Origin of the sequence: Methylomonas sp. LL1, from assembly GCF_015711015.1 — a bacterium.
Classification (GTDB): Bacteria; Pseudomonadota; Gammaproteobacteria; order Methylococcales; family Methylomonadaceae; genus Methylomonas.
The window spans coordinates 3797857-3823387 of record NZ_CP064653.1; the positions used below are offsets into that span (position 1 = coordinate 3797857).

Genomic DNA, 25531 nt, shown 5'->3' on the forward strand with positions numbered 1-25531 from the left:
GGTCGATGATATAGAGCTAAGAGTCGTTGTTCACCAGATGGCTCGAGGCGCTCTAATCCCTTGGGCTTTATCGGCTCTCGTTGTTCTCTGGGGTATAACAACCGGTTTTATCGGCAAACAGCCGAAACACCCAGCGGCAATAAATCATTATCAACGGTAGCGCGAAGGCCGCCACGCCTAGCAAGGTCTGCAAGGCCAACTGGCTGGCACTGCTATCCCAGATCGTCAAGGAACTGTTCAGTGAGATATTGGATGGCAGTAAAAACGGAAACATCGAGATGCCGAAGGTTAATACGGCCATACCGACACAGATTGAACTGGCGATCATGGCCCGGTAAGCCTTACCCATATACGCCAACCATACGGCAGCTCCGCCTCCGATAATGGTTAAAATCGGAATGCTCCACAGCATGGGCAGATGTTCGTAATTATCCAGCCACAATCCTTCGCCGCGTTTGACGAATTTCGCCAGTGGATTGGAGCGCGCGTTGGGGAATATGTCCGAGGTGATGTGATAGCCTTCCAGGTGGGTAATCCACATCCCGGCCGCGACAAACAAAATCAAGAAAGCCACGCCGGCGCGCAAAGTCATGGCTTGCGCCTGCTGTTGAAGCGAGCCTACTGTTTTCAACTGTAAAAACACAGCGCCATGCATCGCCAACAATGCCAGACAGGCGATGGCAATCAGCAGCGAAAACAGATTGAACAATCCGGCAAAGTCCCCCAAAAATAGTATCCGCATATCGCTGTCCAGATGAAATGGAATACCTTTTAACAAATTACCCACCAATAGCCCCAATAGTGCCGCCGGCAACATGCCGCTAGCCGCCAGTACTTTGTAGCCATATTGCCGCCATCGGACGTTGTCATGGGCATCCAGAAAATACAAGGCCAGCGGCCGCAATAAAATGCTCAGCAACACCAGTAGCAAAAGCAGATAAAAGCTGGACATCGCTACCGCATAAGCAATCGGCCAAGCGGCAAACACGATCGCCACCATGGCCACCAGCCAGGCCAAATTACCCAGACTGGTTGGAGCGATACTATGGAGCAGACTTTGTTTGTCCTGATTGGTTTCCCCCAATATCGGCAACAACAACATTACTCCCAGCGTCAGACCTTCGGAGAGTGCAAGCCCCAGCATCACCGCACCGAGTATGGCCCACCATATCAGCCGCAAAGATTCCAGATCGAATGTCATTGTTCCACTCCCTTGGCGCTGATACGGCGATTGAGTATGGCTTGGCGCATCAAAAACAGCCCCGCGCCCAACAATACGATATAAACCAATACCAAAGCGGCGCTGCTGATGATCAATTGCGTGGTAGACAGCGACGACACGCCGACAAATGTTGGCAAAACTCCGGCCACGGCCCATGGCTGTATGCCGGCTTCGGCCACAAACCAGCCGCAAATGTTGGCCAGCCAGGGCAAGGGGGCCATGTAAACACTCAGCGACAGCATCCAGGTAGGCAGTGGTTTATTGGAAAATTCGCTGGCAACCGCCAACACAAACAATATCAGACTGAAAATACCGCAGGCGATCATCAAACGATAACTCCCAAACAACAAGGAGGGATGCGCCGGCAAAGCCGATTGGGCGGCCATGCTGATTTGTTTGTCCTTGACGTCAACAATTTTTTTATTCCAAGGGGTTACCAATAAGGCGTAACCCAAATCGGCTTTATGTTGGACAAATTCCGACAATACCTGCGGATCTTTATTGTCATCGCGGAGCTCCTGCAGCCGTGTATAAGCCGTGATACCGCTGCGGATACGGGTTTCGATCCCTGGCAACGGACTTTTATCGATTTCGGCATGAATGGCTGCGCGTTTGGCCTGTTGCACCGGATGGTTTAAGTTCGGCGTATCGTCTCCCAACCAGACTGTAACCGTTATCGCGACTAAACCCAGACCCGCGGCCAGCCTAAAACTAAGTCTAGCTAATTGATCGTCCTGCCGTTTTCGTAAATAGTAAGCACTGATCGCCATCAGCGTACCGGCAGCGGTGGCATAGCTGCCGGCGACGGTATGCAGGTATTTTGTAAGTACGGCCGGATTAGTCAGCAGTAAGTTAAAATCGGTCAATTCCATTCGGTAGGACTGATAGTTGAACTCGGCCGCCAGCGGGTTTTGCATCCATCCATTGGCCACCAAAATCCAATAAGCCGATACATTCACAGCCAGCGCGATTAACCAAGTTAATAGCAGATGCCGATATTTGCCCAGCTTATTCCAGCCGAACCAATACGGCCCAAACAGAGCGGCAGCCAGGAAAAAACCGGTCAACGCTTCTATCGCCAAAGGTAACGCGAATATATCGCCGACATAATGCGAAAAATACGAACCATTCAAGCCAAACTGCAATACAACCACTAACCGTGTGGCAACCGCCAAGGTAAAATTTATCGCGAAAATCCGCCCCCAGAACCGGGCCATGGTTTGGTAAATCGGCTTTCCCGTGAAGACGAAAGCCGATTCCGTCAACGCCAGCGGCAAGGCTAATCCAAGCGTTAGCGGGATGAACAAAAAATGCAGCATCGCAGTTATCGCAAACTGCCAGCGCGATAATTCGACAACGGTTTCGGAAATCATTCCTGCCTCTTGGTCTGCGTTACGAAAACCCGCAATTATAGATTTTTCGGGAGGATAGCGATGGTTTTTATGCCCGGTGCGGCCGTTGAAGGTCCTATTGAGCTGAATCCGTGTCCAGTTCAATATGCTTCACAGAGTATCAAACTCAATGAGCAGGCTGTTAATTATTCGGATAAATTAAAGCCAAAAGACTTGTTCTTTTAGCTATCATGATATTTCGTTAATATTGTGCATAAAAAGTAAGCAATCTTAATCAAGTGCCTGCATGAGGCTTGAAAAGCCTTAGTCAATATTTCCAGGAAAGAATGTTTAGGTTAGTTGATAATCCCTGCTTCTAGCTTGTTTAACAGCTGTTAGTGAGAGCCGGATTTATTTTCTGCTTCGCGTAAATATTCAGACTCCCGAAATTCATAAAGATGGGTAATATCTTTAAAGGCATCGTCATCAAAGCCTTTGCGTTCCCCGCCCCTGGTGTCAAGTAGAAGCGTTGTGAAATAGTGGTCTATCTCGGGTTGATTCCAGAGCTCTATGATTTTATTTAAAACATGTGGATATTTTTGTTGCAAGGCGTATGGATACTCTCGCCCCATTACTTCAAACAAATTATGTTTCATATTTAACCCCAGTTTTAATGACCAGAAACGGTGAGGTCCGATGCCTTTTCTAAAATTAGAACAGGTGCGGGGATGATAATATTGCAAAGCCTGGCGACGTTCAAATTGCCAAAAGCATGGCTTTAATTTTGGGTGATCGATTTTGTCAATCCGGACGGATTCGAGCAATCGCCGAAACCCTATATGCTAACGCCGACATCATAGCCTAATGCTTGGATGTCGGCCGCAAATGAATTCATTTCATCAAGACTGACTTTTGCCAATTCATCGGCCTCCGGCTGAAATGATTGCCGGGCTAGGCTATACAGCATGACTTTCTGCAACTTAATCTCTTGCTTGCGCGCTTCCCGCAAAAGTTCTAAATACGCCTGCTTTTCAGCATTCGACCAGACTTGATCCCGGTAATGCAACATGCAGGTTTGCAATTTGGTTGTGCATAACCGGCTGGCGATTTTTAGATTTTGCAGCAGCTTTTGCTGGTTTTGGCCGGTGTTGTTGATCAGTTTTCGGCCTTCGACCGTGGCGCTGTCGAGCTTAAACCACAGCTCGCCCCCATGGCGATGCAATTCAACTAAACCCTTTTGCACGGCCGGTTGATGCAACAAACTGCCATTGCTGATCAATACAAACTTTCCGGCCGGAAATATACCGGCTTCCGTGGCAATGTCCCCGATTAATTTCACGGCCTTGTCAAAATCCTTCAGGCTGGTTGGCTCGCCATTGCCGGAAATGGCAATATCCTTGATGACTCGTTGGTCGACATCCAGATTAAATTGTTCGAAGAAATCACCATGCTGGACATAATCCAAGAAAAAACCTAATTCCTCCGCCAGCAATTCGAAATCCATATCCGGTGCATTGCCGCGTTGCAAATCCGGCACTTGGCAATAAATACAGCGCCAATTGCAGGCGTTGTTGGGGTTGAAGTTGACACCTATCGACAGCCCGCCCGCCCTGCGGGATATGACAGGGTAAACGTATTTCAATCCCGCGACGTGGCGATCATGGTTGGTGGTTGATAGTTTTTGCGTCATTTAAGGCCTGGGGCCAATGGAAACTGGGGCGGTTGCCCCAGTTTGGAGAGGGGTGAGCGTTAGATTTTGACTAATACTTCACCGCGTCCAGTCTCCGCCATGTCGCCGCCATAACGTTGCACCCGGTTAAATGCCGCGCTGCTGTCGGCAAAGCGCGAATTCAGTGATTTGAACGAGGCAAACAGCAGCGGCAAAAACGCCAGGGTATGTGAGCCGCAGTCGTTGAAAGTGGCGGACAATTGCGGCGGGTTCCACAACAGCAAGGTGCCGCGCCGCATGGCATAGCCGAGATAACGGCCGGTGTTGCCCATCACGGCGATGGTGCCGGCCACCATACGTGAGCCGCAATAATCGCCGGCATTGCCTTCGATTAAAATCTGACCTCGGCGCATGTGGTCGCCGGCGCGCTGGCCGACGTTGCCTTTCACCAGTACGATGCCGCCTTTCATACCCTGCTTGTTGCCGGGCAAGGCGCCGCCGAGGAAGTCGCCTGCGTTGCCGTCGATCTGCAGAAGGCCGTTTTTCATTTCGCAGGCTGCGTATAAGCCGGCATCGCCGGTTACACAAATACAGCCGGATTTCATTTGCATGCCTAGATAGGCTCCGGCATCGCCTTGCACGCTGATGCTGCCGCCATCCATTTCCTTGCCGATGAAATCCAGTTTAGCGGTAGCGTTGGCGATAATGATTTCCTGGGTGTTCTTGCCGGTGATATAAAACAATTCGTCGACGCGCAGTTTACGCTTGCCGTTTTGTAGTTCGATGGCGGCGATGGCATCAACATCCAAACCTTGCAGCTTTTGGCATACCAGTGGCGACATATCGACGCGCTGAGCAGTGGGCTGTTTCAGGGTAAAGGTTAACGCGCTCATGCCATGATCTCCTGCAGATGAAAGTGAAACGGTCCCAGTTTGCCGCCGTAATTGCCGGCGCTGATGCGTTTGATGCCGTTGGCGGCGCCCAAGTCGCACACGGCTTGAATGCCGACCCGCATCGCCTTGTCGATGTCTTCCTTGGATAAACCGTCGATGACGATCTCCATCACCGATTCGATTTCCGGCGACAAGTCGGTTTTGGTCATGCCTTTCAAGGTCGGGCAGAAGGCGTCGTTGGTCGATGCGCCCAGCGCCGGATATTTGGAGCCGACCTTGGAGCCGGAACGCACCACGCCGCCGGGGAAGGGCATGATGACGTTGGGTATTTTACGCATCTCTTCAATGGCTGCTTCGCAGGCCGCCAGGGCTTGGGGTTGCGATTCGGCCAAGACCAGGAAGTTGCCGCCGCCGACTGCATCCACCATGCCGGTGGTGGCTTCGGTTAGAAACTCGCCGTCCATCACCGGCACCCGCCAGTAGCGCTTGCCGCCGATTTTCTTAGCCACCTGGAAGCCGTCGCCGAAGTAGCGCAGGTTTTTGCCCAATGGAATCGGTTTGCCGCCTTCGATGCCGGCGAACAGCGCCGAGGTTGGCGAGGTCAACACGCATTGGCCGGCGCGGGTTTCCAGTTGTTTGGCCAGACCCTTGCCTCCCATGGCGTAAATCATGATAGCCACGCCGGGGCGTCCGTCCGGGGTTTCCTCCGGGCTCAACACCCGTTCTATGCCCGCTTCGCAGCCGCAGGCAATCACGGAAGTGGCAAAGCCGGTCATGGCTTGCGCGGAAATCATCGCCCATTTCTCGTTCTGGGCGGTGATGATGGCTCGCGTGGCCTTCATCGGGAAGGCTTCGGCAAAGGTTTGGTCTATGGTTACGCCGTTAATGATCATGCTGCACCTCTTAGTGGATGCGCCGTCAAACTGCCGCGTCCGTCTTCGCTAATTTCGTCGTCGCTGATTTTAAAGTTGCCGAGTTTCATAGTCAGGTATTTGTCGAAATACGGCTTGAGGTCATTTTCGATAGACAAATCGTATTCCGGCTTGACGATGTGGGTGGTTCCCCAGGTGACTTTGACGACTTGGCCGTCTTTGACCACCAGTTCGCCGTCCTTGAACACGTAATCCGGTTTGGTGAACATCGCCTGTCTATCGGCATTTTCGGTGTAGACGGTGATGTCGGCCCAGTTGCCGGCACTCAGCGCGCCTCTGTCTTTCAAGCCTATGATGCGGGCCGCGCCGGCGCGGGTCATGATGGCGATTTCGTTGAAGCTGTATTCGCGTTCGATGGATGCCAGTGTGGTCATCTTCTGCGCTTCCGGGTGAATAGTCGCCAGCATGTCGTTGCGGAAGCTTCTGTCCATCAGCAGACGGATCAAATGCGGATAGCTGGTGAACGGCGCGCCGTTGGGGTGGTCGGTGGTCAGGAATATTCGCCACGGATCTTCGACCAGCAGGAAAATTTCCAAACCAATGGCCCATTGCAAGGCGTTGACGAAGTTCTGGTCCTTGTATTTAAACGGCACCACGCCACAGCCGGCATCGCATTCGATGTCCATGCACACCCATTTGTTGGGGCTGGCGAAGCGGTGGTTGGCATGTTGGCGCATGTTGTCGCCGGAGGCGGTAACGGTTTGTCCGAACAAGATCTGGCCGACGTCGGCGGTGATGTTGGGGTTACTGTTGATCGCTTCGGCAATTTGCGCGGCGCCGGAGGAGAATTTGAAATCGCCTTCGGTGCCGTAGCTATGGAACTGGATATGGGTTAAGTGCATCGGCAAGCCTTCGACTCCTTGAATCGTGTTCAAGGTGGTGTCGACGTTGCCGGGTACCCCCAGGTTACAGCCATGCACGTGCAGCGGGTGAGTCAGTCCGATTTCCTGGACCGCGCGGGCCAGGGTTTGCAGGATTTGACGCGGCGTGACGTTGTAATAGGCGTTTTGCTCGTCCAGATCCAGTTTGCGCTGGTTAAATTTGAAGGCGTTGATGCCGCCGGCGTTAACGACCTTGATGCCTATGCCTTTCGCCGCTTGCAGGGTCCAGGCCACGTAATCGTTGATGGCTTTCTGGTCCTTGTTGGCTGTCATCATGCGCAGCAGGAAATCGTCGCTGCCCATCAATACATAGCCGCCCTTATCCAGAATCGGCATGTCGCCCATTTCCATGTGGGCTTGGCGGGCGTTGATCGGCAATACCGCGGGCTCGAAACCGGCGGTGTAGCCCATCTCGGCGTAACGGTAGCCGGCGACATAGGTGCTAGGCATGGCGTGGCCGTTGCCGGAGCGAGTGATGTGGGTGCGGGGCACCGGGTCCATGCGGTGGTCTTCCGGCAGCAGGGTGCGGGCGATATTGCCCTTGCCGCCGCCGATGTGGGTGTGCATGTCGATGGCGCCGGACATCACTACCTTGCCGCGCAAATCGTATTCCCGGTCGACCGGTGCGCCGTCCGTCGGGGGGGCGACGATGCGGCCATCCCGGATGTAAATGTCTTGTTGCTGACCGTCGATGCCGCTGGCCGGATCGTAAACGGTTCCACCTGTGAGTTTTATCAGCATGTTTTGATCCTAAAGAGCTTGTTCGATGGCGGACAATACTTCGGCGGTGCTGGGCAGGCCGGAGTCGCGCAGTTTTTTCAGGCGGATGGCCACCACATTATCCAGACGGTAAGCGTGGCCCGGATGATCGATGCCGGGGGTGCCGACCGGAATGAAGACGTCGGGTTCCTTATCGAATTTCATGCCGGAACGGCCGACGACGATGGTCGGCAAGTCGGATTTTTGCGGCCGAGCGTTGCTATTGAAGGCTTGTACCCAAAGCAAGGCATCGGCTTCGCCATTGTTGACCATGGCTTGGCTGTCGTACAGGAACGGATCGTACTCGGGATAACCTCGGGCGAAATTGACGCGCGCCGGATAGCCGGTGGTCCAGCCGCAAACCTGGTTGGCGGTTTGGTCGCCTTCCTTGCCACCCAAAGGAAAACCGGAGCAGCGCGTGTCTTGCAGATTGATGTCGCGGACGATGTTGCAGATGGCCTGCACTGTTAGTTCCGCATGGTCGTAAGACAAGGCTGCCGCGCCCCACAGCACTACGCTATAACGGGCGGCTTTCAGTTTATCGGCGATGGCTTGCAGATCACTGATGGCGATGCCGGCGACGCTTTGCGCTTGCAGCAAACGGCCTTTGATTAAGGCGGATAATGCGGCGGTAACGTCCGGCAAATCGGAGTCCGAGCAACAATGCACGGTCGCCTGGCGTCCGGACGGAGAAGTCGATGCGTTGCCGGAGGGTGCCTTGCCCAAGTAAATGATTTCGCGGTTGGCGGTGTCGTCCAGAAACATGGCTTCCTGGTTCCACAGATAACGCTCGAAGAAGCGCGGCGCGAAAGCCTCCAAATCGGCACCGACGATCAGCAGCAGATCGCAGCGATTTTTCAGTTCGGCTAGCGTGGTGTTCATCCAACCCGAATCCTGCAAGGCCAGTAGATTGCGGCGGGCGGCCGGGAAATTAATGTTATCGACCACCGCGCCGGTTTTATCGGCCAGGGCCAGCAGGGCTCGCATGCCGTTGACGTCGGTGGCGCAACCGCCGATTACCGGTTGGCTGGTATCGCGCAACAATTGCGCGGCTTTGGCTACGGCGGCGTCCAGGCTGGCCGCTTGACCGCTGACTCTGGGGTTGGTATCGGCGATCGGCTGTTCAAAAGCCGGGGTATTAATGGCGCAACCATTGGTGCTTACTTTTAGGCTCACACCGTCGACTTGTATCGCTAGGTCGTCGGTGCCGATACCGCAGAACGGGCTGGGTATCTCAGTGATTTCAGTCATGTTGCTGTCCTCAGTCTTGTTTGATGTATTTGAAACGCGGATCGTCCGGCGTGCCTTCAAAGACGCCGTTGGACGTGGTTGCGGCATCCCACATCACCACGTCTTCGATTTTTTTTGCCAAGGCGAAATCTTTTTCGGTCACGCCCTTGGCGGCATGGGTGACCAGTTTCACGATCACAAACGCATAGGAAACGGTTAAATCCGGATGATGCCAGGCTTTTTCAGCCAGATGGCCGACGGTATTGACCACCATTAACGTGGCTTTCCAGCCGCTGGTCTTGAATTTTCGGCGTATCCAGCCGTTTTCGTAATACCAGTGTGGTAATTCCGTGCCGAGTCTGCTGATGATTTCGGCTTCGGACATGGCGGTTTGAATATCGTGAGTCATGGCCTTTTCCCCGCAAATGAGTAACGTCGCATTCTATCGCACAGTTTTGCCGGTGTCTGCAACGCCTGGCTCGGCCGGGGATTGATATGGATTGTCCGGCATTTGCGGCGACTCTACTTGACGACTCTCAGTTGGGGTCTTTGTGGCGGCTTGTTTTCGGGTTCGGGCGGCGGGGTGTCGTCGTCGATTTCTTCCGGATCGAATACCATGCCCCTGCCGTTTTCCTTGGCGTAAATCGCCAGGATGGCTTGGGTAGGCGCATTGATGCGCATGGGTTTGCCGGAGAAACGGGCGTTGAATTGAATTTCATCATTGCCCAGCACCAAGCCTTGAATGGCTTCGGGTCGAATATTCAGCACAATGCGGCCATTTTCAACAAACTCGGTCGGCAAGTTGACGCCTGGGAATTCGGCATTGACCAAGAGATGGGGGGTGAGATTGTTATCGGTGATCCATTCGTAAATCGAGCGGATCAAATAGGGCTTAAGTGGTGTCATTTGCTTGAGGGCATCAATTCTTTTTCTTCGCGGCTCAGGCTGTCCTGAAACGCCTTGCGAGAGAACAGGCGATTGGCATAAGCGGTAATGCCTTTGCCGAGGCCGGTGATGTCGATGCCGATACTAGGCAGCCGCCATAAAAAAGGCGCCATCACGCAGTCGATTAATGAATATTCCTCGCTCATGAAATAGGGGGTGGATTCGAATACCGGCGCGGCGGCCATCAGGCTTTCCTTCAGCATTTTCTTGGCTTTGGCGGCTTTTTTGTCGCCGTGTATCTGGACTTCCTCCAGCAAGGGGTACCAGTCTTGGTCTATGCGTTTGATCAGCATCCGGGCATTGGCGCGAGAAACCGGGTCCATCTGATGCAGGGCCGGGTGCGGGAAGCGTTCGTCCAGATATTCCATGATGATACGGGCATCGTATAACACCAAATCTCGTTCCACAAAAGTAGGCGAGTTGCCGTTGGGATTGAGCTCCACAAGATCTTCCGGCGGATCGTTCGGATCGAAGTATTCGATATCAGCTGGAACGCCTTTTTCATGAACAACGAGGCGGGCACAGTGACTCATAATACAGTTCGCGGAAGTGAACAGAATCATTGCGGATTTTCGGCTGGTGATGTTTGCCACGAAGAATAACCTCTTTAATAAACAGAGTTCAAAACGGGGCGAATTGTATCATGGTTGATTAGGGATTTGGGGGGGTGGCTAGAGTAGCCGAAAACAGTCTGGGCAAAGGGCGGGACGCCGGATGGCATCCCGCTTGAGAGGTGGTTAGTGTACGTCCTTCCAGTATTCTTTTTTAAGCAGGTAGGCCAGGATGATGAACATCAGGATAAAGAACAGCACATATTTACCCATTTGCTGTCTTTCCAGTTGCACGGGCTCGCCAACATAAACCAGGAAGTTAACCAGGTCGTTAACCAAGCGGTCGAATTCCTGCGGTGATAACTGGCCTGGTTCTTCCAGTTTCAGCTCGGTAATGACCTCCTGACCGTCAATGGTTTTGGTGATGGCGGTCTGCGTGCCTTGTAGTTGCCAAAACACATTCGGCATCGCCACATCCTTAAATATCGCATTATTGACGCCGGTCGGTTTGCCTTTTTCGGTATAGAAACCCTTCAGGTAACTGTACAACCAGTCGGCCCCGCGCGAACGGGCGATCAAGGATAAATCCGGCGGCGTGGTACCGAACCATTTTTCCGCGTCGTGGCCGTTCATCGCCGAATGCATCTGGTCATAAATGCCGGCGCCCAGCGGCGCGACGTTTTTCAGGATCTCCGCTTCATCCAGATGCAAGTCGAGCGCAATACGTTTATAACGGATGTGCTTGGCCGAGTGGCAGCCCAGACAATAGGTCACGTAATGGTGCGCGCCGCGCTCTAATGACGCGCTGTCGGTTAGATCGATGTCGGCTGATTCCAGTTTGGCGCCGCTGCTAGCGCTGACAGTGAAAGGCAGCAAAAATAAAAGAGTGTAGAGAACTTTTTTCATGGCTTAATCCAGGCTCTTTTTCAAGTTTTTTGCAAAACGAATCAATACGGCTGAGATGCCTGAATAATTCGGCCTTCTTTTGACAACGGTGGCTCCCATCATGCCCGGAGTGGTTTCGACGCTGACGACCTCGTCAATCAACGCCTTCACGGCCGGGATTCGATCTTCCAGGGTTGGCTGCTCGGTTAAGCGCTCGGGCAGAGGTTTGGTTTTTTCCCAGCGGGTATACAGCGGCATCAGCAGGAAGAAGCCGAAGTAAACCGCGGTTAATATCCTGGCCACGGTGGTTGCGCCGGGCGTGGCGGGTTGAGTGCCCAAATAGCCCAAGCCGATAAAGGCGATGACGAACAGCAGTACGGCTTTTTTGAAAATGCCGCCACGGTAACGGATGGATTTGACCTTGCTACGATCCAGCCAAGGCAGCATGAACAGCACGACGATGGCGCCACCCATCGCGATTACGCCGGCAAACTTATCCGGAACCGCGCGCAGGATGGCGTAGAAAGGGGTGAAATACCAGACCGGCGCGATATGCTCGGGTGTTTTCAGAGGATCGGCCGGGATGAAGTTGGCGTGCTCGAGGAAATAGCCGCCCAATTCCGGCATGTAAAAAATCACCGCGGCAAAGAAGAACATGAATACGCCGACGCCGACGATGTCTTTTACGGTGTAATAAGGATGGAAAGGAATGCCGTCCAGCGGTCTGCCCTGCCAATTGACGTTGTCCTTGATTTCGATGCCGTCGGGATTGTTGGAGCCGACTTCATGCAGCGCGACGATGTGCAGGAATACCAAAATCAGCAACACCAGCGGCACGGCGATGACGTGGAAGGCAAAAAATCTGTTCAAGGTTGCATCGGAGACTACATAGTCGCCACGTACCCACAAGGACAACTCGTCGCCCACCACGGGTATTGCGCTGAACAGCGAGATGATGACTTGCGCGCCCCAGTAAGACATCTGGCCCCAAGGCAACAGATAGCCCATGAAGGCTTCGGCCATCAGGCAGACGAAAATCAGCATGCCGAAAATCCAAATCAGCTCGCGCGGTTGCTTGAACGAACCGTAGATCAGGCCGCGGAACATGTGCAGATAGACCACGATGAAAAAGGCCGAGGCGCCGGTGGAATGCATGTAGCGCACCAGCCAGCCCCAGTTGACGTCGCGCATGATGTATTCGACCGAATCGAAGGCCAATTTGGCGTCGGGTTTGTAGTTCATGGTCAGCAAAATGCCGGTGATGAACTGGTTGACCAGTACGAACAAGGCTAGGGAGCCGAAAAAGTACCAGATGTTAAAGTTTTTTGGCGCGTAGTAATGCGCCATGTGCTCGTTCCACAAATCGGAGATAGGGAAACGGCCCAGCAGCCATTCGCTGCATTGATTCATTCTTTGTTTCATACAGTAGTTGCCTCGGTGTCTTCGCCAATAATGATCAAGGTGTCCTTTACATAACGGTAAGGCGGAACCTCGAGATTGGTGGGCGCGGGGACGCCACGATAGACCCGGCCGGCCAGGTCGAACCAGGAGCCATGGCAGGGGCAGAAGAATCCGCCTTTCCAATCGCTACCCAGATCGCTAGGCGCGATTTCCGGGCGGAAGGTCGGCGAGCAGCCTAAATGGGTGCAAAGGCCGACCGCGACGAAAATTTCCGGTTTGATCGAGCGCAAGGCATTTTTACTATATTCGGGCTGAATAGACTCGTTGGATAATGGGTCGGCCAGCTTACTATCCAGAGTGGACAAGGTATTGATGACTTCGGGGGTGCGGTTGAGCACCCAGACCGGCTTGCCGCGCCAGGCGGCGCGAATCAACTGGCCTGGCTCCATTTTGCTGAGATCGACTTCAACAGGGGCTCCGGCAGCCATGGCCTTGGCACTGGGTTGCATCTGGGAAAGAAATGGGACGGCCAGGTAACCCGCCCCGACGGCTCCAACCACCGACAGAGCCGAGGTTAGAAACTGGCGTTTTGAGGTATCGACGCCTTCATGGTTCATAAGTGACACTCCTGTTGCGAGATGATGTATATCGCGATACACCAATTATTATAGTTTTCCGCAAATATACCTTACTGGCCTTGATTATTGAAAGTGTTATTGCGGCTGAAATGCAGCAAAACAACGAGGGGTAAGGTTTTGCGGGTTTGGGGCTATTCGGTCAGCGCATGATGCAAAGCGTCTAGGAATGCCCGGTTTTCTTCCGGCTTGCCTATCGTTACACGCAGGCAGTTGTCCAACGGGCCGCCCTGAGGCGAAAGGTTTTTGATCAATATGCCTTGTTGCTTCAATGAGGCAAATACAGCACTTGCCGGTCTATCGAGGGTTTTGAATAAAATGAAATTCGCCGAACTGGGATAGGTTTTGAGACTGTCTATCGCACTGAGCGCGTTGAATACTTCGGCTCGTTGTTGGCGGATGGTTTGGGTTTGTTCCAATAGGAATTGTTGGTGCTTCAATGCAAATTCGGCCGTCAGTTGGGTCAGGCAGTTGATGTTATAAGGCAGACGCACTTTGTCGAGTTGTTCCAATATGGCTTTATCGCCGGCAAGAAAGCCCAGGCGCAAACCGGCCAGCCCTAGTTTGGACACGGTGCGCATCACCAGTAAATTGGGTCGATGGGGCAGCTGATCGATAAAACTGGCGTCGGCAAACGGCGCATAAGCCTCATCGACCACCACCAGGCCCGGAGCAGCGGCCAGTATAGCTTCGATGGCATTAACATCGAACAAATTGCCGGTGGGATTGTTCGGGTAGGCCAGAAAAATCAGTGACGGCCGCAAACGTTCGATCGAGGCCAGCATCGCCGGCAGGTCCAGTTCGAAGCCGTCGTCCGACAAGGGCACTCCCTGGTAACGCAATCCCAGGCTGCGGGCGATTTGTTTGTACATCACAAACCCCGGTTCCGGTGCCAGCACGGCGGCATTGTTCGGCAACGCCATCATTAAAATCTGGATGATTTCATCCGAGCCGTTGCCTAGTAATAAATCCGATTGTTCGGGTATGCCATTGGTCAGTCGCAGCGCGGCAGCCAAATCTTTAGCTTCCGGGTCCGGGTAGCGATTCAGCGGACAGGATTTTAATTGCTCCAGCCAGACTTGTTGTAGCTCTTCCGGCCAATTATAGGGATTTTCCATGGCGTCGAGTTTGATGAAATTGTTGGCATCGGCGACGTGATAAGCCGACATGGCGAGAATTTCAGGGCGAAACAAGGATGTAAGCGCTTGGTTGGGCATGTTGGTAAATCGGCGGAATTGGAAATAAACGGCGTCTGTTGTCGGCCCAATCAAACTTGGGCTGTCGTGGGACAAAAAATCGGCGGATTTTTAACAAAGCGGAGGACGAAAGCATAACCTTGTAAACCTGCCATCTTGCGTCCACGTTGACGCGAATCGCTCGCGGCAATGCGAGCGTCGGTGGCGGGATTCTAACATCATGGTATTAGGCTGGCAAAGCTAAAGCCTTGAGAAGTTATTTTGTCTATTTCCGGCTCCCAGGTTTCGGCTTTAGTTTTGCATTAGTCTTTGTGGACCTGATTACAGCATGCTAATTGGAACCATGGGTACTGAAATAGCGATCAGTCTCTTCCTTGACGACTTTCGACAGCATCAACAGCCCAATCAAGTTGGGCAGCGCCATCATGCCGTTCATCAGGTCGGAGAAGTTCCAGACGAACTCCAACTCCATCATCGCGCCGACGATCACCGTGGCGATAAAGGCGATGCGGTAGATGCGGATGGCGCGGGCGCCGAACAAATACTCGATGGCCTTTTCGCCGTAATAGTTCCAGCCGATCAAGGTGGAATAGGCAAATAGCGAGGTGGCCACGGCGACCAATATTTCGCCGGAGACACCCAAGGTTTCGGCAAAGCTGGCGCTGGTCAATTGGCCGGCGGCGACGCCGTGGGTCCAGGAATCGGCGGTCAGAATCACCAGCGCGGTCATGGTGCAGACCAGCAGCGTATCGATGAAGGTTTGGGTCATGCTGACCAGCGCCTGCTTGACCGGGTCGTGAGTGCGCGCGGCAGCGGCGGCAATCGGCGCGGAGCCGAGGCCCGATTCGTTGGAGAATACGCCGCGCGCTATGCCGAAGCGCATCGCCGCGGCGACACCGGCACCGGCAAAGCCGCCGCTGGCCGCGGCCGGAGAAAAAGCGTGGCCGAAGATCAGTCCGAATGCGGCCGGGATTTCGGCGGCGTTCAGCACCAGCACCGTCAGCGCTGAGCCGACATAACCCAGAATCATGAACGGCACCAACACCGAGGTGAATTTGCCGATCGAACGGATGCCGCCCAAAATCACCAGCGCGGTCAGCGTCATCAATACTAGGCCGGTGACCCACGGTTCGACGGCGAAAGTGGCCTCGAAAATTTTGGCGGTGGAATTGGCCTGGGTCATGTTGCCGATGCCGAAAGTCGCCAACGCGGTGAACAGTGCGAACAGCCAGCCGAGCTTGGGCAGGTTCGCGCCCTTGGCCAGATAATACATAGGCCCGCCGCGCATGCCGTGCTCGCCTTTTTCCCGGTATTTGACCGCCAGCACCGCTTCGGAATATTTGGTCACCATGCCGACCAAGCCCGTCATCCACATCCAGAACACCGCGCCCGGTCCGCCGAGCGTGATCGCCGTGGCCACGCCGACGATGTTGCCGATGCCGACCGTCGCCGCCAATGCGGTCATCAACGCGGCAAAATGGCTGATGTCGCCGGCGTGGCCGTGGTCTTTATGTAGGATCAGCCGAAACGCCAAGGGCAGCGCGCGAAATTGCAAGCCTCGCAACAATACGGTCATATACAAGCCCGTGCCGACCAATAACGCCAACATCGGCGGCCCCCACACCCATCCGGACAATGTGGCGACTAGTGTTTCGATGGCTTGCATGGGGTGAGCTCCGGAAGTGATTGAAAAGAGTAGTGGATGGTTTTACACAACAGGTTGAATATTAATCCAACTCATGTAACAGGAATGGCTTTTTTGGGTGCCGGTATCGCGACGGATGTTTTGAAGTCAGTTCTTGGACCGACTACCGAGATACTTTACTTTGCGTCGCCAAAAGAAAGTATCCAAAGAAAAGGCGCCCCGGATGCCGCTTGAATCCTGCGCTCCGAAGTGCAAACGGGAAAGCCCCGCTACGAAACTCGAAATCGTCTGATATTTTCAAAGCTCTTAGGACGGAATGCCTGTCGGCCTTGTTGGTGAGTAATATTTTTCAGGAATTTGATTATTTATCCCCCATTTTGGAGGGTAAAACATCTTTAATTCTTGGCTATTTAAAGAGAATTTTTGTTTGATTCTAGTTCTTCCGCCTACGGTTAATTCCGGATCATAGGCCCTAGCGTATTTATCAATTTCGCAAAACAAATTCTGGCAATCGATTAATTGTAATGGCCGGCCGAATAAATCTTTAAACTCGATGCCTCGGATAGAAAATTCTTCGTGCTGGCGTTCTGCAACGTAGCGAATGATTTCGCTGGGTGTTAATTTTCCGGTGTCGCCGAAACATTTTGTTATTCCTCGCAATGCGCCGGGCCCCGGTACGACAAAATCGCTTTCTTGGCCGCAGTCAAGATTGCTATAGGCAAGATCGATGGTGTACTGATAGGCTAAAAAGTCGCCTAATGTCGGATAGCTTTTTAAAATATCAAAGACAGTCTTTAGATTTTTCGCCTCGGCTACTCGTTCCGGGACATTGTCCCGCATCATATATTCAAGAAGCTTTAAATTGTTTTGATGTTTGCGCGGGAAACCAAATTCTCTGATGCCGGATGGCATAATGTATGCCGCAGAGTAAATTTTATTTTTACTGTCGATCAGGTTGCTCAAAATTTCGTCGTATAGACGAAAATCGTAATTGGCAAAGCTGATGGTATCCTTTAAAACGTTACTAAGATTTTCCCATGTGGAAATGCGGTTAAAAAAACGAAATAGCAGCGTCCTAAAGAAAATCTCTTTTGGAGGTTGGCTCCCGGTGTATATGACGTGCTGGATAAGGTATTGGCTAACTCTATCGGAAGCGCGATAAGCGTTAGTGAAACGATATTTAGATAAAATTGGATCGGCGGTTAAATTATTGCTTTCGCCTGCTAGGCGCTTATAAAAAATATTTTGGCGTTCTGCTGCAAATTTCCAATATAGGTCATAAATTTTGCTTTCTTTCATTTAGGCCTATTGTTGCTAGCTTCCTGCTTATGTTCCGTGTTTTGATTGGCTTTCTTATGATGTTCAATTAATTGATCAAGCTCTTTTTTATATTCAACAAATCCCGTAAAAAATTCATGCTGCTCTATTGCAAATTTTGTAATGCTTATTATGGAATTTCCGAAGAAGAATGCTACTGGAAATACTATGACTAAAAACAATGCAACAATTCCCTTCCAAACCCAACCAATAACAGAAACTGCTTTTTCAGCTTTTTGCTTTGCGTCATCAATCTCTGTTATCTTTTTGGAAACGATTGAATCTATGTTACGAAATTCGCTTGTTAGAGCTTGTAACGAATATATTTCCTCTGTTGATATCTGATTTAAAACATCGATAGGGATATTGATATTCTCAGGGGATGACTGAGGTTCTCTGGGCTTGTTGTCTGTTTGATCAAGGCCCGCAAACCATATTACGAAAAATCGCAGCCCTCGATTAAGATGCATCGGGGTTGGACCCGCATTATAAATAGTAAACAACAATTTACCCTTAAAGCCTGGGTCAACATGAAAACCAGATATATTAACTAGGCCTTTATATTTGTACTTCGCCTTTATGGAGATAAAAGCAATTGCATAAGCAGGTACTTCTACAACTTCCTCAGTTAATAAAAATGCAAACTGGCCAGGCGGTATTACAAAATCCTGACTTGGTGAAAGCCTGGTTCTTGTTTGAAGGGCGTTTGAGTTTCTATGATCGTTGGTAACAAATACCTCATCCCCTATCTTAAGAGTATATGAGGCTTCTTTTACCTGAGTGGGATCAAAGGGCGCTATAAGCGAAGGTAATTCTGAATTAAGCTTTTGACTACTCCAAAACGTCATCCTAACGTCCCTGAGTTCAGTGATTCATGTAGTGATCAAAAAAAATCGATTTCTTTTTTACGCCATTCAGCCGCGAAGGAACTTCGGATACCAAGTCAATTTTATAGACGGAGGCTGCTATTAACATCAGAAAACAAATTCTGATGACATTGTCAGTAATCAATTCTCTATAGGCGTAAGGCTCCAGATGGTCGACCGATTCGCATGCCTTTGCAAGCTTGCCAACGGTAACAGGATAATTTTTTGCCAACCACAAAGAATCTTCCGTGTTAATTTCCAATTGAGCGGCAATATTTCCACCTAGCTCAAAAAAGCCAGTAGCTCCATCCAACATCTCGGTAGTCAATTTGTCTGAAATGCGGATGTTCAAAGTATTGGCGCAGGTTGTTGAAATAATGAACGAATCAATGATGTTCTTTTTTAGAGTTGTTTCATTGGGTCCGTTAAATAGGCAGTCGCAAATACTGCCAGAGTATTTGGCAAAATGAAGTGCCATATGATTTATGCGCTGATGGACATTGAGTCGAGTAATTTCTTTATGAAACAACTCGTCATGATCTAGCTGTGCTGTTTGCAGCTTAAACAGTTGTTCGATGATGCCATTCATGATGTGCGACCCATTAGTTCTTAAATATTTCATTGAAGGAATGACTGTTAGCCACCTTGCCGCATTCATAGACCGCTCAATCTTCTGCGATATCCCTGTTCATCCTCCTAAAGAACGATCTACGGCAAATACCTAAATATTTTGTTGGTCTTGATGCATGTTTTGGCTGGCTGATGCCATTGCCTACTTTCGATTCGTTAGCTGATGTGTCCTTACGGATCATGAAATCGAAATAGTCTGTACCTCTAAAGCTTGTGATGCTGCTTTGTTTCTGTAAAGCAGTTTGCTTGTATCGGTACATAAGCAGCTAAAGATGTTTGGATTTTGCTGCTTCTTTTAGGGAAGGAATTATATGCTAACTGGTAATCAATCGGAAATTTATAACGCGATACGTGCGCCACCACAAATAGGTTGTGCCGCGCGAAGCAAGGCGCAGAGGTCGCGATCGATGCGCCTCCTAGCTTCGGTGTATCCTATATTTCGAAACTGTAACTTTTATATTGATTTTCTACCGAATCGTGGGATGGTTTTATTCCCGTTATTTCGCCCCGAGCATCGCAGCTTTTGGCGAGATCAGCCCGTCAGGGGAACGGCAGGGATGCCGCTCGTTTTCGGAGGGCTAAGGATAGCCTTTCCGAAAACCCTCGCCAAAAGCGAGAAGCACAGGATCAAGGCGGAATGCCGGGTCGCCTTTTCTTTGGATACTTTCTTTTGGCGACGCAAAAGAAAGTATCGCGGTTGTCGGTCCGCGAACCGACATTAAATTAACCCGTCGCGATAGCGACACAATAATTGCCTCGTTTTGATCTCGTTGGATTGACTGGCGCTTCGTTACCGCTGGCGCGGTTACGCTGCATTCCCACGCGGCGCGCGGGAACGAGATCAATAATCTTAAATCCTATACTCCGCCGACCTGGCATGCGCGGTCAAACTCTCCCCCCGCGCCAGTACCGAGGCAATCTTGCCGAGTTCCGAGGCGCTGGCAGCCGAACAATTAATCAAACTGCTGCGTTTTTGAAAATCGTACACTCCCAACGGCGACGAATAGCGGGCGGTGCTGGAGGTCGGCAACACATGGTTGGGGCCGGCGCAATAATCGCCCAGGGCTTCGGCGGTGTAGCGGCCCATGAAGATGGCGCCGGCGTTGCGAATCTGCGCGCACAAGGCTTCCGGCTCGGCGACCGACAACTCCAAATGCTCGGGAGCGATGCGGTTGGCGACTTCGGCGGCGGCCGACAAATCCGGCACCTTGATGAAGGCGCCGCGTCCGGTCAGCGAGGCGCGGATGATGTCGGCGCGCTCCATTTCCGGCAACAGCTTGTTGATGCCGGCTTCGACCTTGTCCAGGAAATCGGCATCGTCGCTGATCAGAATCGACTGGGCGTTTTCGTCGTGTTCGGCTTGCGAGAACAAGTCCATCGCGATCCAGTCCGGGTCGGTCTGGCCGTCGCAGATGATCAATATTTCCGACGGGCCGGCGATCATGTCGATGCCGACCTGGCCGAACACCAGTTTTTTGGCCGTGGCGACGTAAATATTGCCGGGGCCGACGATCTTGTCGACTGCGGGAATGGTTTCGGTGCCGTAAGCCAGCGCCGCCACGGCTTGCGCGCCGCCGATGGTGAAGACTCTGTCCACGCCGGCGATATAGGCCGCCGCCAACACCATGGCGTTGGTTTCGCCACCGGGGGTCGGCACCACCATGATCAATTCGCCGACGCCGGCAACCTTGGCCGGAATTGCATTCATCAATACCGAGGATGGATAGGCGGCTTTGCCGCCCGGTACATACAGCCCTGCCCTATCCAGCGGCGTGACTTTCTGGCCCAGCACTGTGCCGTCGGCTTCGGTGAATTGCCAGGATTGCATTTTTTGATGTTCTGCATAAGCGCGGACGCGCTCGGCGGCGGTTTGCAAGGCCTGGGCTTGATCCCCGGGCAGGCTGTCCCAGGCTTGTTTTAATGCGGCTTGGCCCAATTCCAGTTCAGCGGCGGATTGAAAGTCTGTCCGGTCGAAGCGGTTGGTATAGTCGATCAAGGCCTGATCGCCCTTTTGCCGCACATTGGCGATAATCTCTAAAACCCGTTGGTGTATCTCCAAATCGTCGCTGGCGTCCCAGGCCAGTCTTTGCGTTAACGCGCTTGCAAAGTGAGGGTCGGCGCTGTCGAGGCGCAACATTTGGATTGCTGTCATGGTGATTGCCGTTGTGCCAAAGTGGTTTCGAACTGGTCTATCAGGGCTTGTATGGCCTGGTGTTTCATTTTCATCGCCGCCTTATTCACTACCAGGCGCGAGGTGATGTTGGCGATCAATTCGCGCGGTTCCAGGCCGTTGGCTTTCAGGGTGTTGCCGGTGTCGACCAAATCGACGATGCAATCGGCCAGGCCGACCAGCGGTGCCAATTCCATCGAGCCGTAGAGTTTGATGAGTTCGGCCTGTATGCCCAGGTCGGCGTAATAGCGCTGCGCGGTCTTGACGTATTTGGTGGCGACACGCAAACGGCCTTTGACTTCCGGCGCATTCACCGGGCCGGCGGTCATCAGACGGCAGCCGGCGATGCCCAAATCCAAGGGTTCGTACAGGCTTTCGGCGCCGTGTTCCAGCAGCACGTCTTTGCCGGCTATCCCTAGGTCGGCGGCGCCGTATTCGACGAAGGTCGGCACGTCGGTGGCGCGGATGATCACCAGTTGCACGTCGGGACGGGTGGTTTGCAAGATCAGTTTGCGGCTTTTGTCCGGATCGTCGACCGGCGTGATGCCGGCCTGTTCCAGAAACGGCAGGGCCTCTTCGTAAATACGGCCCTTGGATACGGCGATGGTCAGCATGATGGTATCGTTGGTTTAATTAGGAACGCGGCGAATGCTTGCGCCGAGCTGAGTCAACTTTTCTTCGATATGGTCGTAGCCGCGATCAATGTGATAAATCCGGTCGACCAGGGTTTCGCCGTCGGCTACCAGGCCGGCCAATACTAAACTCGCGGAGGCGCGCAGGTCGGTGGCCATCACCGGAGCGGCTGTCAGTCTGTTGATGCCGGTAATGATCGCGGTGTTGGATTCCAGCTTGATTTGCCCGCCCATGCGCTGAAGTTCCTGAATATGCATGAAACGATTCTCGAACACGGTTTCGGTAATCAAGCCCACGCCTTCGGCGACCGAGTTCAGCGCGGTAAATTGCGCCTGCATATCGGTGGGGAACGCCGGATAGGGCGCGGTACGCACGGTGACAGCCTTGGGACGCTTGCCGTGCATGTCGAGTTCGATCCAGTTGTCGCCGCAGGTGATGTCGGCGCCGGCTTCCTTCAGCTTCACCAGCACGGCGTCCAGCGTATTCGGGTCGGTATTTTTCAGTTTGACCCGTCCGCGGCTGATAGCGCCCGCCACTAAATAAGTGCCGGTTTCGATCCGGTCGGGCAGAATGTCGTAGTGTAAATTCGGCACGCCGAGTTTTTCGACGCCTTCGACGGTCAAAATATCGGTGCCGATGCCGGTGATGTTGGCGCCCATTTTGTTCAGGAAATGCGCCAGATCGGAGACTTCCGGTTCCTTGGCGGCATTTTCGATGATGGTGGTGCCCTCGGCCAGGGTCGCCGCCATCAGGATGTTTTCGGTGCCGGTCACGGTGATCTTATCCAGCACCAGGTGGCAGCCTTTCAGGCGTTTGGTCTTGGCGTGTATGTAGCCGGCTTCAACCTGAATATCCGCGCCCATTTTGATGAGTGAGTCGATATGTATATCGACCGGCCGGGTGCCGATCGCGCAGCCGCCCGGTAGCGAAACGTGAGCCTCGCCGAAACGGGCCAGCAAAGGTCCCAGTACCAGAATCGAGGCGCGCATGGTTTTGACCAGTTCGTAGGGCGCTTCGTATTTATCGATGCTGTTGGAGTCGACTTCGATGTTCATTTTTTCGTCGACCATCAAGCCCACCCCCATTTGCCCCAGCAGTTCCAGCGTGGTGGTTATATCGTGCAGGTGCGGAATGTTGCCGACGCTGACCGGATGCTCCGAAAGCAAGGTGGCGGCTAAAATCGGCAGGGCGGCATTCTTGGCGCCGGAAATTCTTAGTTCGCCGTTAAGCGGCTGACCGCCGGTAATCAGTAATTTATCCATGGATATTTAAGTGTCTGGGACTGTGTCGGGAGCAGGTCAGGATGAGCTGCTGGAAAAATATTCGGTTTCGTCAAAACCGCTCAGTTTGGCAAGCGCCATTAGCTGTTCGGGAATGTTTTTAAAGGACAGTTGCGCCCGTATCATCCGGCTGTGCCTGATCCATTCGATCATCAAGGCCAGGCCGGCACTGTCGGTGGTTTCGACTTTGGCCAAGTCTATGCAGATTCTATCGATTCCCTTCAGAAATTTGAAGGATTGCAAGGTCTGCTTATCGATGCTGGCGAAGGTCAGATTGCCTTCGACGGTAAAATAACCGGGCGACTGCTCGATCAGGCTCAGTTTGGCCATTATTTGCCTTCCGCCTTGTTCAGCATGAATTTGCCTATCATTTCCTCCAGCACGATGGCGGAACTGGTGATGTCGATCTTGCTTTTGTCCTTCAAAAACTCCTCGGACGAGCCGGGGTCGATGCTGATGTATTGTTCGCCCAGCAGGCCGGCGGTATAGATGCTGGCGCCGGAGTCCTCGGGCAAATTGCCGTATTGCGATTCGATGCGCATTTCCACCACCGATTCATGGCTTTCCTTGTCCAGGCTGATCGCGGAAACCCGGCCGATGCGCACGCCGGCAACGGAAACTGGCGACTTGACTTTCAAGCCGCCGGAATTTTGAAAGCGAGCGGTTACGGTATAGCTATCGTCGCTGGCATAGGTGCCGAGATTGCTGATTTGCAGGGCCATGTAAAACAGGGCGGCAATGCCGCTGGCGACAAAAAATCCGACCAGAGTGTCCTGTGTCTTGGAATGCTGCATGTTAAATGTCTCCAAACATGAGTGCGGTTAGAATGAAATCGAGTGCCAGTACCGCGAAGGCGGAGTTAACCACGGTGCGGGTGGTGGCGCGGCTGACGCCTTCCGAGGTGGGGATGGCGTCGTAGCCTTCGAACAGGGCGATCCACGATACCACGAAGCCGAACACGATACTTTTGATGACACCGTTGACGATGTCTTCGTTGAAGTCGATGCTGGCCTGCATCTGCGCCCAGAATGCGCCGTCGTCGACGCCCAGCATGCCGACACCAACCAGATGGCCGCCCATCACGCCGATGGCGCTGAACAAGGCGGCCAGCAACGGCATGGAAATAAAGCCGGCCAGAAAGCGTGGCGAAATGATGCGGTTGATAGGGTCAACCGCCATCATTTCCATGCCGGACAATTGTTCGGTGGCTTTCATGAGCCCGATCTCGGCGGTCAGAGCCGACCCGGCCCTGCCGGCAAACAGCAATGCGGTGACTACCGGTCCAAGTTCGCGAACCAGCGAGGCCGCAACCATCACGCCCAGGGATTCCTCGGCGCCAAAGTCCGACAGAATATTAAAGCCTTGTAGGCCTAGCACCATGCCGACGAACAAGCCGGAGATCGTGATGATTAGAAACGACAATACGCCGACCGAATACATTTGTTTCAGCAGTAGGCTGGGTCTAGGGATGATTTCGCCAATTCCCGCCAGCGTATGTATCAGGAAAAAAGTGCCTCGGCCCAGTTTGGCAAAACTGTGGCGGGTGTTTTTCCCCAGGTTTTCTAAAAATTCAAGCATATTGAGCCCGGGTTATTTGGAGGTCAGCAAGTCGTCGAGGTAGTCCTTGGCGGGGTAATGAAAATGTACGGGGCCGTCGGCATCGCCATTCATGAACTGTTGTACCCATTCCGAATCGGATTGCTCCAGTTGCCGCGGCGTGCCCTGGCCGACGATTTTGCCTTCGGACAAAACATAAATGTAATCGGCGATAGCGGCGGTTTCTTGCACATCATGCGAGACGATGATGCTGGTCAATTTCAAGGTTGTATTCAGAGACTTGATTAAATGCACCAGCGCGCCCATCGAGATCGGGTCCTGGCCGGTGAAAGGCTCGTCGTACATGATCATCATCGGGTCGAGCGCGATGGCGCGCGCCAAGGCCACCCGTCGGGCCATGCCGCCGGATAATTCATTCGGCATCAAATCGCGGGCGCCGCGCAGACCGACCGCTTGCAGTTTCATTAATACCAGCGTGCGTATCATCGATTCCGGCAAGTGAGTGTGTTCGCGTAACGGAAACGCTACATTGTCGTAGACATTCATGTCAGTCAACAAGGCGCCACTTTGGAACAGCATGCCCATGCGTTTGCGCAGGGTATATAAATCGGCGGTTTTGAGGCGATGCACGTTTTGCCCGTCCACCTGAATTTGGCCGGCGTCGGGATAGAGCTGGCCGCCGATCAGTTTTAGCAATGTGGTCTTGCCGGTGCCGCTTGGACCCATAATCGCCGTGACTTTGCCGCGCTGAATGTTCAGGCTGACATCATCGAAAATTTTTCTGGCGCCACGGGAAAAGCTCAGATTTTTGACGGTGACGATATGGTTATTTGAGCTTGCGCTATTAGGCATCTACCGAAATTACAACAATTTTTTGATTGGAAACAGGCTATTTTGTATGAG

26 protein-coding genes are annotated in these 25531 nt (G+C 52.8%); all 26 read right to left on the reverse strand.

Features of this window, described 5'->3' with window-relative positions; translation table 11 throughout:
* Nucleotides 1-67 precede the first annotated feature (67 nt).
* Complete coding sequence (gene cydB, locus IVG45_RS17730) at nucleotides 68-1201, reverse strand: cytochrome d ubiquinol oxidase subunit II (protein ID WP_196435109.1); 1134 nt, start codon at nucleotides 1199-1201, stop codon at nucleotides 68-70.
* On the reverse strand, nucleotides 1198-2595 hold the full coding sequence (locus tag IVG45_RS17735; protein WP_196435110.1) for a cytochrome ubiquinol oxidase subunit I: 1398 nt from the start codon (nucleotides 2593-2595) through the stop codon (nucleotides 1198-1200). Before IVG45_RS17735 ends, cydB begins: the two co-directional genes overlap by 4 nt.
* 353 nt (nucleotides 2596-2948) lie before the next feature.
* Nucleotides 2949-3377: a hypothetical protein gene (locus tag IVG45_RS17740; RefSeq protein ID WP_196435111.1), complete on the reverse strand. Its 429-nt coding sequence runs from the start codon at nucleotides 3375-3377 to the stop codon at nucleotides 2949-2951.
* Nucleotides 3378-3388: 11 nt separating this feature from the next.
* Nucleotides 3389-4243 carry a radical SAM protein gene (locus IVG45_RS17745; RefSeq protein WP_196435112.1) on the reverse strand — a complete coding sequence of 285 codons (855 nt, stop codon included), beginning with the start codon at nucleotides 4241-4243 and terminating at the stop codon, nucleotides 3389-3391.
* A 59-nt stretch (nucleotides 4244-4302) separates the two neighbouring features.
* Nucleotides 4303-5115: a formylmethanofuran dehydrogenase subunit C gene (locus IVG45_RS17750; RefSeq protein WP_196435113.1), complete on the reverse strand. Its 813-nt coding sequence runs from the start codon at nucleotides 5113-5115 to the stop codon at nucleotides 4303-4305.
* Complete coding sequence (fhcD, locus tag IVG45_RS17755) at nucleotides 5112-6008, reverse strand: formylmethanofuran--tetrahydromethanopterin N-formyltransferase (protein WP_196435114.1); 897 nt, start codon at nucleotides 6006-6008, stop codon at nucleotides 5112-5114. Before fhcD ends, IVG45_RS17750 begins: the two co-directional genes overlap by 4 nt.
* Entirely contained in the window at nucleotides 6005-7669 is a 1665-nt protein-coding gene (locus IVG45_RS17760; protein ID WP_196435115.1) for a formylmethanofuran dehydrogenase subunit A, read from the reverse strand. The genes fhcD and IVG45_RS17760 overlap by 4 nt, the downstream gene beginning before the upstream one ends.
* A gap of 9 nt (nucleotides 7670-7678) precedes the next feature.
* Nucleotides 7679-8938 (reverse strand): formylmethanofuran dehydrogenase subunit B, encoded by a 1260-nt coding sequence (locus IVG45_RS17765; protein ID WP_196435116.1) that lies wholly within the window; start codon nucleotides 8936-8938, stop codon nucleotides 7679-7681.
* Nucleotides 8939-8948: 10 nt separating this feature from the next.
* Nucleotides 8949-9326, reverse strand: a complete 378-nt coding sequence (locus tag IVG45_RS17770) for a 4a-hydroxytetrahydrobiopterin dehydratase (RefSeq protein WP_196435117.1) — start codon at nucleotides 9324-9326, stop codon at nucleotides 8949-8951.
* Between the two features lie 113 nt (nucleotides 9327-9439).
* Nucleotides 9440-9823: a ClpXP protease specificity-enhancing factor gene (locus IVG45_RS17775; protein ID WP_196435118.1), complete on the reverse strand. Its 384-nt coding sequence runs from the start codon at nucleotides 9821-9823 to the stop codon at nucleotides 9440-9442.
* Nucleotides 9820-10395, reverse strand: coding sequence for a glutathione S-transferase N-terminal domain-containing protein (locus IVG45_RS17780; protein ID WP_230874636.1), 576 nt, complete (start codon nucleotides 10393-10395; stop codon nucleotides 9820-9822). The genes IVG45_RS17775 and IVG45_RS17780 overlap by 4 nt, the downstream gene beginning before the upstream one ends.
* 204 nt (nucleotides 10396-10599) lie before the next feature.
* Nucleotides 10600-11319 (reverse strand): cytochrome c1, encoded by a 720-nt coding sequence (locus IVG45_RS17785; RefSeq protein WP_196435120.1) that lies wholly within the window; start codon nucleotides 11317-11319, stop codon nucleotides 10600-10602.
* Between the two features lie 3 nt (nucleotides 11320-11322).
* Nucleotides 11323-12720: a cytochrome b gene (locus IVG45_RS17790; RefSeq protein ID WP_230874637.1), complete on the reverse strand. Its 1398-nt coding sequence runs from the start codon at nucleotides 12718-12720 to the stop codon at nucleotides 11323-11325.
* The gene (petA, locus tag IVG45_RS17795) at nucleotides 12717-13316 is read right to left on the reverse strand and encodes a ubiquinol-cytochrome c reductase iron-sulfur subunit (RefSeq protein WP_196435122.1); all 600 of its coding nucleotides are present in this window, start codon (nucleotides 13314-13316) and stop codon (nucleotides 12717-12719) included. Before petA ends, IVG45_RS17790 begins: the two co-directional genes overlap by 4 nt.
* Before the next feature lie 152 nt (nucleotides 13317-13468).
* Entirely contained in the window at nucleotides 13469-14551 is a 1083-nt protein-coding gene (gene hisC, locus IVG45_RS17800; RefSeq protein ID WP_196435123.1) for a histidinol-phosphate transaminase, read from the reverse strand.
* 310 nt (nucleotides 14552-14861) lie between these two features.
* On the reverse strand, nucleotides 14862-16196 hold the full coding sequence (locus IVG45_RS17805) for an alanine/glycine:cation symporter family protein (protein ID WP_196435124.1): 1335 nt from the start codon (nucleotides 16194-16196) through the stop codon (nucleotides 14862-14864).
* 285 nt (nucleotides 16197-16481) lie between these two features.
* Nucleotides 16482-17474, reverse strand: a complete 993-nt coding sequence (locus tag IVG45_RS17810) for a nucleotide kinase domain-containing protein (RefSeq protein WP_196435125.1) — start codon at nucleotides 17472-17474, stop codon at nucleotides 16482-16484.
* On the reverse strand, nucleotides 17471-18340 hold the full coding sequence (locus IVG45_RS17815) for a dCTP deaminase domain-containing protein (protein ID WP_196435126.1): 870 nt from the start codon (nucleotides 18338-18340) through the stop codon (nucleotides 17471-17473). The genes IVG45_RS17810 and IVG45_RS17815 overlap by 4 nt, the downstream gene beginning before the upstream one ends.
* A 16-nt stretch (nucleotides 18341-18356) precedes the next feature.
* Nucleotides 18357-18947 carry a hypothetical protein gene (locus IVG45_RS17820; protein ID WP_196435127.1) on the reverse strand — a complete coding sequence of 197 codons (591 nt, stop codon included), beginning with the start codon at nucleotides 18945-18947 and terminating at the stop codon, nucleotides 18357-18359.
* Between the two features lie 891 nt (nucleotides 18948-19838).
* Nucleotides 19839-21140 carry a histidinol dehydrogenase gene (hisD, locus tag IVG45_RS17825; protein ID WP_196435128.1) on the reverse strand — a complete coding sequence of 434 codons (1302 nt, stop codon included), beginning with the start codon at nucleotides 21138-21140 and terminating at the stop codon, nucleotides 19839-19841.
* On the reverse strand, nucleotides 21137-21772 hold the full coding sequence (gene hisG, locus IVG45_RS17830; RefSeq protein ID WP_196435129.1) for an ATP phosphoribosyltransferase: 636 nt from the start codon (nucleotides 21770-21772) through the stop codon (nucleotides 21137-21139). Before hisG ends, hisD begins: the two co-directional genes overlap by 4 nt.
* Nucleotides 21773-21787: 15 nt before the next feature.
* Complete coding sequence (gene murA, locus IVG45_RS17835; RefSeq protein WP_196435130.1) at nucleotides 21788-23053, reverse strand: UDP-N-acetylglucosamine 1-carboxyvinyltransferase; 1266 nt, start codon at nucleotides 23051-23053, stop codon at nucleotides 21788-21790.
* 36 nt (nucleotides 23054-23089) lie between these two features.
* Nucleotides 23090-23401, reverse strand: coding sequence for an STAS domain-containing protein (locus IVG45_RS17840; protein ID WP_196435131.1), 312 nt, complete (start codon nucleotides 23399-23401; stop codon nucleotides 23090-23092).
* Entirely contained in the window at nucleotides 23401-23865 is a 465-nt protein-coding gene (gene mlaD / locus IVG45_RS17845) for an outer membrane lipid asymmetry maintenance protein MlaD (protein ID WP_196435132.1), read from the reverse strand. The genes IVG45_RS17840 and mlaD overlap by 1 nt, the downstream gene beginning before the upstream one ends.
* Before the next feature lies 1 nt (nucleotide 23866).
* A complete protein-coding gene (mlaE, locus tag IVG45_RS17850; protein WP_196435133.1) occupies nucleotides 23867-24649 on the reverse strand; it encodes a lipid asymmetry maintenance ABC transporter permease subunit MlaE in 783 nt (260 codons plus the stop codon).
* Nucleotides 24650-24661: 12 nt separating this feature from the next.
* Nucleotides 24662-25480 (reverse strand): ABC transporter ATP-binding protein, encoded by an 819-nt coding sequence (locus IVG45_RS17855; RefSeq protein WP_196435134.1) that lies wholly within the window; start codon nucleotides 25478-25480, stop codon nucleotides 24662-24664.
* Nucleotides 25481-25531 lie beyond the last annotated feature (51 nt).

Excerpts from the sequence above, each read along its gene's own strand:
- cydB (WP_196435109.1), bottom strand. The coding sequence starts at position 1,201 with ATGACATTCGATCTGGAATCTTTGCGGCTGATATGGTGGGCCATACTC.
- IVG45_RS17735 (WP_196435110.1), bottom strand. The coding sequence starts at position 2,595 with ATGATTTCCGAAACCGTTGTCGAATTATCGCGCTGGCAGTTTGCGATA.
- IVG45_RS17745 (WP_196435112.1), bottom strand. The coding sequence starts at position 4,243 with ATGACGCAAAAACTATCAACCACCAACCATGATCGCCACGTCGCGGGA.
- IVG45_RS17750 (WP_196435113.1), bottom strand. The coding sequence starts at position 5,115 with ATGAGCGCGTTAACCTTTACCCTGAAACAGCCCACTGCTCAGCGCGTC.
- fhcD (WP_196435114.1), bottom strand. The coding sequence starts at position 6,008 with ATGATCATTAACGGCGTAACCATAGACCAAACCTTTGCCGAAGCCTTC.
- IVG45_RS17760 (WP_196435115.1), bottom strand. The coding sequence starts at position 7,669 with ATGCTGATAAAACTCACAGGTGGAACCGTTTACGATCCGGCCAGCGGC.
- IVG45_RS17765 (WP_196435116.1), bottom strand. The coding sequence starts at position 8,938 with ATGACTGAAATCACTGAGATACCCAGCCCGTTCTGCGGTATCGGCACC.
- IVG45_RS17770 (WP_196435117.1), bottom strand. The coding sequence starts at position 9,326 with ATGACTCACGATATTCAAACCGCCATGTCCGAAGCCGAAATCATCAGC.
- IVG45_RS17775 (WP_196435118.1), bottom strand. The coding sequence starts at position 9,823 with ATGACACCACTTAAGCCCTATTTGATCCGCTCGATTTACGAATGGATC.
- IVG45_RS17780 (WP_230874636.1), bottom strand. The coding sequence starts at position 10,395 with ATGAGTCACTGTGCCCGCCTCGTTGTTCATGAAAAAGGCGTTCCAGCT.
- IVG45_RS17785 (WP_196435120.1), bottom strand. The coding sequence starts at position 11,319 with ATGAAAAAAGTTCTCTACACTCTTTTATTTTTGCTGCCTTTCACTGTC.
- IVG45_RS17790 (WP_230874637.1), bottom strand. The coding sequence starts at position 12,720 with ATGAAACAAAGAATGAATCAATGCAGCGAATGGCTGCTGGGCCGTTTC.
- petA (WP_196435122.1), bottom strand. The coding sequence starts at position 13,316 with ATGAACCATGAAGGCGTCGATACCTCAAAACGCCAGTTTCTAACCTCG.
- hisC (WP_196435123.1), bottom strand. The coding sequence starts at position 14,551 with ATGCCCAACCAAGCGCTTACATCCTTGTTTCGCCCTGAAATTCTCGCC.
- IVG45_RS17805 (WP_196435124.1), bottom strand. The coding sequence starts at position 16,196 with ATGCAAGCCATCGAAACACTAGTCGCCACATTGTCCGGATGGGTGTGG.
- IVG45_RS17810 (WP_196435125.1), bottom strand. The coding sequence starts at position 17,474 with ATGAAAGAAAGCAAAATTTATGACCTATATTGGAAATTTGCAGCAGAA.
- IVG45_RS17815 (WP_196435126.1), bottom strand. The coding sequence starts at position 18,340 with ATGACGTTTTGGAGTAGTCAAAAGCTTAATTCAGAATTACCTTCGCTT.
- IVG45_RS17820 (WP_196435127.1), bottom strand. The coding sequence starts at position 18,947 with ATGAATGGCATCATCGAACAACTGTTTAAGCTGCAAACAGCACAGCTA.
- hisD (WP_196435128.1), bottom strand. The coding sequence starts at position 21,140 with ATGACAGCAATCCAAATGTTGCGCCTCGACAGCGCCGACCCTCACTTT.
- hisG (WP_196435129.1), bottom strand. The coding sequence starts at position 21,772 with ATGCTGACCATCGCCGTATCCAAGGGCCGTATTTACGAAGAGGCCCTG.
- murA (WP_196435130.1), bottom strand. The coding sequence starts at position 23,053 with ATGGATAAATTACTGATTACCGGCGGTCAGCCGCTTAACGGCGAACTA.
- IVG45_RS17840 (WP_196435131.1), bottom strand. The coding sequence starts at position 23,401 with ATGGCCAAACTGAGCCTGATCGAGCAGTCGCCCGGTTATTTTACCGTC.
- mlaD (WP_196435132.1), bottom strand. The coding sequence starts at position 23,865 with ATGCAGCATTCCAAGACACAGGACACTCTGGTCGGATTTTTTGTCGCC.
- mlaE (WP_196435133.1), bottom strand. The coding sequence starts at position 24,649 with ATGCTTGAATTTTTAGAAAACCTGGGGAAAAACACCCGCCACAGTTTT.
- IVG45_RS17855 (WP_196435134.1), bottom strand. The coding sequence starts at position 25,480 with ATGCCTAATAGCGCAAGCTCAAATAACCATATCGTCACCGTCAAAAAT.